Source organism: Dactylosporangium sp. NPDC049742, from assembly GCF_040674675.1.
Classification (GTDB): Bacteria; Actinomycetota; Actinomycetes; order Mycobacteriales; family Micromonosporaceae; genus Dactylosporangium; species Dactylosporangium maewongense.
Map to the genome: position 1 here is coordinate 82,123 of NZ_JBFANF010000050.1, position 9,198 is coordinate 91,320.

7 protein-coding genes and 1 pseudogene are annotated in these 9,198 nt (G+C 73.2%); 7 read left to right on the plus strand and 1 reads right to left on the minus strand.

Going from position 1 to position 9,198, the window contains the following annotated elements:
- Positions 1–7: 7 nt before the first annotated feature.
- A complete protein-coding gene (locus AB0J72_RS42270) occupies positions 8–559 on the plus strand; it encodes a QsdR family transcriptional regulator (RefSeq protein ID WP_363410072.1) in 552 nt (183 codons plus the stop codon).
- Here AB0J72_RS42270 and AB0J72_RS42275 read toward each other — a convergent pair.
- Positions 539–2,127, minus strand: a pseudogene (locus tag AB0J72_RS42275) (alkaline phosphatase D family protein). The gene AB0J72_RS42270 and the pseudogene AB0J72_RS42275 overlap by 21 nt on opposite strands.
- Before the next feature lie 155 nt (positions 2,128–2,282).
- On the opposite strand from AB0J72_RS42275, the gene AB0J72_RS42280 reads away from it, so the two are divergent.
- From AB0J72_RS42280 to AB0J72_RS42305, 6 genes are all read left to right on the plus strand, one after another.
- Entirely contained in the window at positions 2,283–2,969 is a 687-nt protein-coding gene (locus AB0J72_RS42280) for a response regulator transcription factor (protein WP_033363396.1), read from the plus strand.
- A gap of 38 nt (positions 2,970–3,007) precedes the next feature.
- Positions 3,008–4,408: a HAMP domain-containing sensor histidine kinase gene (locus AB0J72_RS42285; protein WP_363410075.1), complete on the plus strand. Its 1,401-nt coding sequence runs from the start codon at positions 3,008–3,010 to the stop codon at positions 4,406–4,408.
- Between the two features lie 433 nt (positions 4,409–4,841).
- The gene (locus AB0J72_RS42290; RefSeq protein ID WP_363410078.1) at positions 4,842–6,842 is read left to right on the plus strand and encodes an RICIN domain-containing protein; all 2,001 of its coding nucleotides are present in this window, start codon (positions 4,842–4,844) and stop codon (positions 6,840–6,842) included.
- Positions 6,839–7,447: a hypothetical protein gene (locus AB0J72_RS42295; RefSeq protein ID WP_363410081.1), complete on the plus strand. Its 609-nt coding sequence runs from the start codon at positions 6,839–6,841 to the stop codon at positions 7,445–7,447. The genes AB0J72_RS42290 and AB0J72_RS42295 overlap by 4 nt, the downstream gene beginning before the upstream one ends.
- 121 nt (positions 7,448–7,568) lie before the next feature.
- Positions 7,569–7,778: a hypothetical protein gene (locus AB0J72_RS42300; RefSeq protein ID WP_363410084.1), complete on the plus strand. Its 210-nt coding sequence runs from the start codon at positions 7,569–7,571 to the stop codon at positions 7,776–7,778.
- A 60-nt stretch (positions 7,779–7,838) separates the two neighbouring features.
- The gene (locus AB0J72_RS42305; protein ID WP_363410087.1) at positions 7,839–8,927 is read left to right on the plus strand and encodes a LacI family DNA-binding transcriptional regulator; all 1,089 of its coding nucleotides are present in this window, start codon (positions 7,839–7,841) and stop codon (positions 8,925–8,927) included.
- Positions 8,928–9,198: the final 271 nt, after the last annotated feature.

Consider the following 9,198-nt stretch of genomic DNA (forward strand, 5'->3'; position numbering starts at 1 on the left):
GCCTGGCATGCCGCCCGACGAGATCTTCGACGCGGCCATGCAGCGGTTCCTGGAGCAGCGCCGGGTCGACATGCGCTCGCTCGCGGCCGAGCTGGGCATGGGCCGCGCCACGCTGTACCGGCGCGCCGGCGGCCGCGACCAGTTGCTCGGCGCGGTGCTGTGGCAGCTCACCCAGCGCAGCCTGCAGCGGGCCGTGAAGCACGCCGAGGGCCGCCGCGGCGCCGACCGGATCGTCGCGGTGATCGGCAACTTCCTTGCCGGCGTCATCGAGCAGCCGAGCCTGCGGCACTTCCTCGCCGCGGAGCCCGAGGCGGCGCTGCGCATCCTCACGTCGAAGCACGGTGTCGTCCAGCCGGGGGTCCGCGCGCATCTGGAGGGCCTCCTGCAGGAGGAGATCGCGGCCGGCGCCTTCGTTCCCAGGATGGACGCGCGGACCCTGGCCTTCGTCCTGGTCCGCATCGGCGAGAGCTTCCTCTACGCGGACGCGATCGCCGACGGCGAACCGGACGTCGAGCAGGCGTTGCAGGTGATCGGGCGGCTACTGGACGACCAGCCGTGACACGCCACTGCGCACCGCGTAGGCCTTGACCCGGCGGGCGGTGGTGTCGCGGTCGGTGCGCTCCCGGACGTGGAACCACTCCATCCGGCACGCGTCGGGGCGGATCTCCAGCACGCCGTAGCCGTGCCCTTCCAGCTCGGCCCACTTCACGTGCCCGTTGGCCGCCTGCACCAGCGACGCGGCGACCGGGCCGACGAAGCCGGGCGGGACGCCGAGGAAGTCGTTGACGTTGTCGCTGGTCACGGACGGCACGACGAACTCGACGGCGGTCGGCGAGCCGACCGTGGACTTCGTGACCAGCTCGCTGGCCCACGACGTGTGGATGTCGCCGGTGATGAACACCGTGTCGCGGACGTTGTTTGCCCGCAGGTGGTTCACGAGCTCGTCGCGGTCGGCGTTGTACCCGTCCCACTGGTCCGTGTTGATCGCGTAGCCGTTCGAGGGGATGCCGAGCAGCTTGCCGAGCGGGCCGAGCAGCCACGCGGGGAGGGTGCCGACGTCGACCCGGGCGATCATGTCGGGGTTCCCGACGATCTTCCACCGGGCGGTCGAGGACGCCAGGCCCTGCTTCAGCCAGGCCATCTGCCCGTCGCCGGTGATGGTGCGCGACGGGTCGTCCACGGCCGTCCCGGAAGCCTGTTGCGACCGGTACGAGCGCAGGTCCAGCATCGACAGCTCGGCGAGCCGGCCGAAGCGGAGCCGGCGATAGATGGCGCCGTCCTCGCCGAGCCGGACCGGCATCCACTCCGCATACGCCTGCCGGGCCGCCGCCACCCGCGCCGCGAAGGAGCCCTCGGTGGCGGGGTCGTGGTTCTCGGCGCCGCCGGCCCACATGTCGTTGGCGACCTCGTGGTCGTCCCAGGTGATGACCCACGGGACGGCGGCGTGCAACGCCTGTGCGTCGGGATCGGTCTTGTACTGCGCGTGCCGGATGCGGTAGTCGGCGAGGCTGACGATCTCGTGGGCCGGTTCGGTGCGGCGCACCGCGGTGCCGCCGGCGGTGAAGCCTCCCGTCGCGTACTCGTAGATGTAGTCCCCGAGGTGGACGACCGCGTCGAGGTCACCGCGGGCGGCCAGACGCCGGTACGCCGCGAAGTAGCCGGCCTCCCAGTTGGAGCAGGAGACGACGCCGAAGCGCAGCAGGGCCAGGTCGGCGTCGGCGGCGGGCGCGGTCCGGGTGCGGCCGGCCGGCGACCAGACACCGGCGACGCCGAAGCGGTAGTGGTAGGTCGTCGCGGGGGCCAGGCCGCGGGCGTCGACCTTGACGGTGTGGTCGCGCTCGGGCCCGGTGGTGACGGTGCCGCCGGCGACCACGTCGGCGAACCCGGGGTCGGTGGCGATCTGCCAGGTCACCGCGACCGACGGCCCGGCATCCGAGCCGGGGGTGGCCGACGGCGTCGGGGTCACCCGGGTCCAGAGCAGGACGCCGTCAGGCAGCGGGTCGCCGGAGGCCACGCCTGCAGGAAGACCGGGGTCGCGGCGTGCGCGCCGGCGGCCGTGACCACGGCGACCGCGGTCGCGCCGCCGGTCACCAGCAGGGCGCGGCGCGTCAATGCATCGACAGTCATGCTCGGCAGTTGTACGGCACCCGGTTACCCACGGGTACCCGTACGAACGGAAGTCCCGGCGAACGGAGGATGACCGCCTCCGAAAAACCCGGACATGTCGGATTCGTCCATCGACCGCGAGAGCCGGTACTTGCGCCAGGACGTATGTTCTTCGCATGGCCACGGTGCTGCTGGTTGAGGACGACCATGTCGTGCGGGGCGCCCTGCTGCGCTCGTTGACCGACCGGGGTCACACGGTGCACGCGGTCGGCACCGCGCTGGAGGCGTTGCGGCGGTTCGCCGCCGAGACACCGGACCTGGTGGTGCTCGACCTAGGGCTGCCCGACCTGGACGGCGCCGACGCGCTGCGGATGCTGCGCGGCATCGCCGACACGCCGATCATCATCGCCACCGCGCGCGACGACGAGGCGGAGATCGTGCGGCTGCTCAAGGCCGGCGCCGACGACTACATGATCAAACCGTTCACCTCCGCCCACCTCGACGCCCGGATGACCTCCGTGCTGCGCCGCACCGGACGGGCGAGCCGCGAGGAACCCACCGCCATCGAGGTGGGAGGCTTGCGTGTCGACATCGGACAACGGCAGGCACACTTGCACGGTGAGCCGCTGACGCTGACCCGCAAAGAGTTCGACCTGCTGGCGTACCTCGCCGCCCGTCCCGGACGAGTGGTCTCACGCCGTGAGCTGTTGGAGGAGGTATGGCGGCAACCCTCAGTGGGCGAGGACCAGACGATCGACGTGCATCTGTACTGGCTACGCCGGAAACTTGGCGAGAGCGCCTCGGCGCCCAGATACCTGCACACCGTGCGGGGCGTGGGCTTCAGGTTCGCGGCGCCGGACTGAGGCGGACCCTCGCCTACGTCTGCGCCGCGGTCACCACGATGGTGGCCCTGGCGTTCCTGATCCCCCTCGGGCTGGTCGTGCAGCAGCTCGCCCGCGAGCGTGCCTTCGCCGACGCCGAACGCCAGACCGCCGTGGTCGTGGCGGTCCTCACCGTGACCACCGACCCCCTGGCGATCGAACGGGCCATCGCCAGCACCGGCGGCCCGGCGGTCAGCCGCGTCTCGGTGCACAACCTGGGCGAGGAGGGCCTCGAGATCGGCACCGGGCACGCCGCCCCGAAGGACCTCGCCCGCGCCGCCGACCAGGCGGCCCCGGTCACGGCGACCGTCACCGGCGGGGTGTCCTACCTGGAGCCGGTGGACGTCGGGTCGGGCCGCACGGCGGTCGTGGAGGTCTTCATCCCCGAGGACGAGCTGTCCAACGGGGTGAGCGGCGCCTGGTGGGCGCTGACCGCCGTCGCGCTGGGGCTCGTCATCGCCTCCGTCTGGGTCGGCGACCGCCTCGCCGCGAAGGTCACCGCGTCGGCCCGCCAGCTCGCGGGCGCCGCGGGGGCGCTGAGCGAGGGGTACCTCGACGTGCGCCTCGACCCGTCGGGGCCGCGGGAGCTGGCCGAGGCGAGCTTCGCGCTCAACGTGATGGCCGACCGCATCATGGCGCTGCTGACCAACGAACGCGAGCTGGTCGCGGACCTGTCGCACCGGCTGCGCACACCGCTGACCGCGCTGCGGCTGGACGCCGAGACGCTCGACGACAGCCAGGACGCCGAGCGGATCCGCGACGCGATCGCCGCGCTCGAGGTCGAGATCGACAAGCTCATCCGCGCGATGCGCGAGCCGATCGACGCGCACTCCCCCACCCCCGACCGCGGCGAGCGCAGCGACGGCGCCGCCGCGTCGACCGGCGAGCAGGGCTGCGACGTCGCCGAGGTCGTCCGGGACCGGATGATGTTCTGGTCGGCGGTCGCCGGTGACCAGGAGCGCGACTGCAAGGCGATCGGCACCGAGGGGCCGGCGCCGGTCCACGTCGCGAAGAGCGAGCTCGCCGCCGCGCTGGACGCGCTGATCGGCAACGTCATCCGGTACACGCCCCAGGGCGTGCCCTTCGAGGTCGCGGTCACCCGGCGCGACGACGGCTACGTCGTGCTGCGGGTGGAGGACGGCGGCCCCGGCATCCCGGACCCGGAGCTGGCGCTGCAGCGTGGCGAGAGCGGCCAGGGCTCGACCGGGCTGGGCCTGGACATCGTGCGGCGGGTCGCGATCGAGGGCAACGGCACCGTCAACATCGGCACGTCCGCCACGCTCGGCGGCGCCAGCGTCGTCATCGTCATGGCCGACGCCGACCCGGCGCCGAAGGAGCAGCCGCCGCAGAGCCGGTTCGGCCTCGTCGGCCGCCTCTCCAGGGAGCCGAACGAACGCCGCCGCCGCGGCAAGCCTGCCTGAGCCCGCCTCCCGCTCGAGCTGATCCGGAACGACTTTGTGCTGCTCCGACGGCACGAAGTCGTCCGGATCACGGGAGGGACACAGAGGGAGCGGGCGCGCGCACCCGCCGTGAACAGGTAGGACGCCTGCCTGTTCGCCGCTGGTCGGGCCCTCGGGCACGTGAAACGCCATCTGGCGAAGCGGCAGCGTAGGACTGCCACAAGTCTCGGTTATGAGTCCCTTAATTGGGTCGTTCGGGCTGGAACGGCACGTTGACGGATCGCTATGGTCAGCCCGTTCCCACGTGGACGGACCGGCACTCACCCGCCTTGCCACCCTCGAAGGCCGGCCGTCCCGCGCGCGGCGGGGACGGGTACCTCTGCCCTGTGCCCGTCCCTGCCGCGCCTCCTTTTCCCCTCCGGAGGAACCGAGCGTGTCTCGAGTCTTGCGCCGCGTGGCTGTGACCGTGGCGGTCGCGGTGGTCGGCACGGGTGCGGCGATCGCCGGACCAGGTGCGATCGACGACCTGTTCAACGAGAAAGGCCCTGCCGCGATCAGTCGCGCGCCGGCCGACAACCCTGAGCTCGGCCTGGTGTACGCGGGTCTGACGCCGGCGAAGAAGGGCCAGCCGTGCGTCGGCGGGTACCAGCTCACCGAGCGCGGCCAGTGCAGCCACGGCCCTGACGTCCCGCCGTCCGGCCTGACCGTGCGGGGCACGATCGCCCCGATCACGGCCGCCGGCCCCACGCAGGTCGTCCCCGAGACGGACACCGCGGCCGCCCCGCTGGAACAGACGGTCACCGCCGAGGACGGCTCGGTCGCCTCCGAGGGCGGTTTCGCTCTGGTACCGGAGGCCGGCGCCGACACCGCGCTGGGCTACACGATCGGCGCCTCCGGCGTGGCCTGCGACGGCGACGGCGTGGCCGGCAAGCGCGTGCAGGTGCTGTACGTGCGCGACGCCAACACGGCGAGCCGGTTCAACCAGTACCTGGAGAGCTTCCGCACCTGGAGCGCCGGCGTCGACGCGATCTACAACACCAGCGCCAAGGAGACCGGCGGCGAGCGGCACGTCCGCTTCGTGACGACCGCCGACTGCAAGGTCGACGTCCGCGAGGTCGAGCTGCCCGCGGGTGGTCTCGCCACGTTCGACGCGACGATCCAGGGGCTCAAGGCCCTCGGGTACAACCGGACCGACCGCAAGTACATGATCTTCGGCGAGTCGAAGGTCTACTGCGGCATCGGCACCTTCAACGGCGACACCCAGCCGGGCGTGAACAACCGCAGCAACGGCGGCCCCGGCTACGGCCGCAGCGACTCCGGCTGCTGGACGGCGAGCGTCGCCGCGCACGAGCTGGGGCACAACCTCGGCGCCGTGAACAACAACGCGCCGAACTCCAGCAAGGCCGGGCACTGCCTCGATGAGTACGACATCATGTGCTACAACGACTCGGGTGGCCTGAAGACGTCCGTCCGGGCCGGTTGCACCGACAAGGCCGGTGAGAACCGGATGGACTGCAACCACGACGACTACTACAACACCAACCCGAGCCCGGGCAGCTACCTCGCGAACAACTGGAACGTGGCCAACAACCAGTTCCTGATCGCGGGCCCCGGCGGCACCACGCCGCCCCCGCCGTCGCCGACGGCGTCCCCCACCCCGACGAAGACCGCGTCGCCGACGCCGACGCCGTCGAAGACCGTGTCGCCCTCGCCGTCGAAGTCGGTCTCGCCGACGCCCACGAAGACGGCTTCGCCGACGCCCACGCCGACGAAGCCGCCGACGGGACTCAAGGAGCTGCGGGTCAGTGACACCACCGCCAACTCGGTGCGCCTGTCCTGGGACGCGGCCGCGGCCGGCAGCCGCTACGCGGTCGTCCTCAATGGACGCTCCATCGGCCAGGTCGGCTCGACCAACGTCCGGATCGTCGGTATGCGCCCCGACACCGACTACCAGATCGGGATTTCGCTCGCGCAGAACGGCACCCTGACCCCGTGGACGACGACCGTGAAGGTCCACACCGCGGCGGCCCCGGCGCCGACGGCCGGCGCGTGGATGGTGTTCGGCAACAGCCTGACCGGCGGGGTGGCCGACGTGTTCGGCGCCCGCAGCGCGGCCGGCACGCCGATCATCATCTACCGCCAGCACGGCGGGGCGAACCAGCAGTGGAAGCTGGAGCAGGTGGCCGGCGGCAGGTACGTGGTCCGCTCGAAGGCGACGAACGCCTGCATCACCACCACGGGTGACAAGGACGTCGCCGGTGCGACCCTGGTCCAGGGCGACTGCGCGAAGGCCCTGCAGTGGACGATCACCAAGACCGAGTTCGGTGTCTCGGTGCAGTCCGCGAGCGGCCTGGTCGTCGGCGTCAGCAACAACCAGTACTTCGGCAGCCGGCTGCTCGTCCTGCAGAAGCCGAGCGGCGCCAAGTACCAGAGCTGGATCCCGCAGCGCGCGTGAACCGGTCCTCAACCGATCGCGGCCCGGCGCCCTGGTGGCGCCGGGCCGCGGCCTGCGTGGCGGCGGCCCTGGCCCTCGCCTCCGGCACGGTGCTCGGCACCGCGAAGCCAGCCGCCGCCCATGACGGCGTCACCCTCACCCTGCACGGCGACGGCCGCGGCTCGGTGTGGGTGACGGCGACCTGGCAGGACGGCCACCCGGTCACCGAGGCCGTCGGCATCACGCTGCTGGCCACGACCGCCGACGGGCGCCGTGAGGGCCCCGCCGGCCTGCGCCGCAACGGTGACGCGCTCACGTTCGCCGGCACGCTCGCCGCCGGCGACTGGACGGTCGTGGCCGAGATGGGCACGCCGGCGATCGGCCGCTGCCAGGGCGTGCTGCACGTGGCTCCCGACGGGGCGCCGCAGGACATCGTCTGCGCGCCGCCCCCGGCCGCGGCGGCACCACCTCCGGCGCCGGCACCGCGGACGTCGTACGGCTGGGTCTGGTACGTGCTGGGCGTCGCGGCGCTCGCCGGCGTCGCCGCGTGGCTGTTCCACCGGCGGTCGGCGGCGGCCGCGAAACGCAAGCCCTCCTCCCGGAGGACGACCCCGCGCCGCAAGTGACGTGCGTCGCTACCTTCGATCCCTTGAATTCGCTTGACCGGTACAGTGCCTGGCGCTACTGTACCGGTATAGGCACTGGACCGGTACAGTACCGGGCAGGCCTGGTTCGAGGAGGTCGGCCGTGTTCCCGTTCGCGATGATCGAGTCTCAGAACGCGATGGCCCACGAGGTCCGCAGCGCGCTGCCCCAGGCGCCCGTGGTCGCGCCCGCCGCCCCGCTCATCGGCGGCCGGGCGGACAGGTCGCGCCGGGTCCGCGCGGCGCTCGCGGCGACCCTGCACCGGGCCGCCGACGCGGTCGCCCCGGCCGCCGCGTGCAGCCCCGCGAGCTGAGGCAGGATATCGTCGGCGGGTCCCCTGACGGGGCCCCGCGACGACAGCCGGGAGGTGCGCATGGCAAGGGTCACCTTGCAGACGATCGCCGACCAGGTCGGTGTGAGCCGGATGACCGTCTCCAATGCCTTCTCCCGGCCGGACCAGCTCTCCCCCACCCTGCGCGACAAGATCCTGGCGGTCGCCTCGGACCTCGGCTACGTGGGGCCCGACCCCGCGGCCCGTGCCCTGGCCCGCGGCACGACCGGCGCCGTCGGCGTCCTGCTGACCGAGTCGTTGCGGTATGCGTTCAACGACGAGGTGGCCACCACGTTCCTCGGCGCGATCTCGGAGGAGCTGGCCCCGACGGGCCTGGCCCTGACGCTGCTGACCGCCGCCGCCCGCGAGGACGTGGTGCCCGCCAGGGACGTCGCCATGGACGGCGCGATGGTCTACTCGTGCGACCCGGCATCCACGGCCGTGGACTGGCTCATCCGGCGCAGGATCCCGCTGGTCTTCATCGACCAGGTGCCCACCGGCGGCATCCCCTGCGTCAACGTCGCCGACCGTCCCGGCGCCCGCGCCGCCGCCCAGCACCTGGTCGACCTCGGTCACCGGCGCGTCGCCGTCGTCACCAGCGGCGTCCGCGGCGCCCACGGCCTGCTGCCGACCGGCTCCGTCATCCCGGGCGCCGCGGTCGACGAGGAGGCGGCGGTCGTCGACGGGTACGTCGCTCAGCAGCGCATCCTCGGCTGGCTCGACGCGCTGACCCCGGCCGGCATCACCCCGCCGGTCGTGCGGCTCGCGCACGGCCAGCCCGAGGACGGCTACGACGGCGCCAAGGTCCTCCTCGCGCAGGACCCGCGCCCCACCGCGATCCTCTGCTTCTCCGACGCGATCGCCCAGGGCGTCGTCCAGGCCGCGCACGACCTGGGCCTGCGGGTGCCCGAGGACCTGTCGGTGGTCGGGTTCGACGACAGCCCGCTCGCCGCCCGGATGCGGCCGGGGCTGACCACCGTGCGCCAGGACGTCCTCGCGAAAGGCCGGGCGGCCGCCGCCGCGCTCACCCGGGCGATCGCGGAGACCCGCGCCGGCACCGAACCGACCGCCGAGCAGATCCTCGTCCCGGCCGACCTCATCGTCCGCGAGAGCACCGCACCGCCCAGCTGAAGCGACCGGCGCCGCACCCGCCCAAGCACTGCCCAGCCCAGGCGAAGCCGCCGCGCCACGCCCGCCCAAGCGCCGTCCGGCCGCGGGCGAAGCGGCCGGCGCCGCAGACGCCCGAGCGCCGGCCGCCCGAGTGAGGCGACCGGCGCCGGGACGCGGCGTGGGGCGGGCGGGCGGGCGGGCGGGGGGCCCCCCCCCCCCCCGCCGGCGCGCCCCCCCGGGGGGGCGGGCCCCGGGGGGGGGCCCGCAGGGGGGTTGGGGGGTTGGATGATTC

Coding starts and splice junctions, on each gene's coding strand:
- AB0J72_RS42305 (WP_363410087.1), top strand. CDS start 7,839: ATGGCAAGGGTCACCTTGCAGACGATCGCCGACCAGGTCGGTGTGAGC.
- AB0J72_RS42270 (WP_363410072.1), top strand. CDS start 8: ATGCCGCCCGACGAGATCTTCGACGCGGCCATGCAGCGGTTCCTGGAG.
- AB0J72_RS42280 (WP_033363396.1), top strand. CDS start 2,283: ATGGCCACGGTGCTGCTGGTTGAGGACGACCATGTCGTGCGGGGCGCC.
- AB0J72_RS42285 (WP_363410075.1), top strand. CDS start 3,008: ATGGTGGCCCTGGCGTTCCTGATCCCCCTCGGGCTGGTCGTGCAGCAG.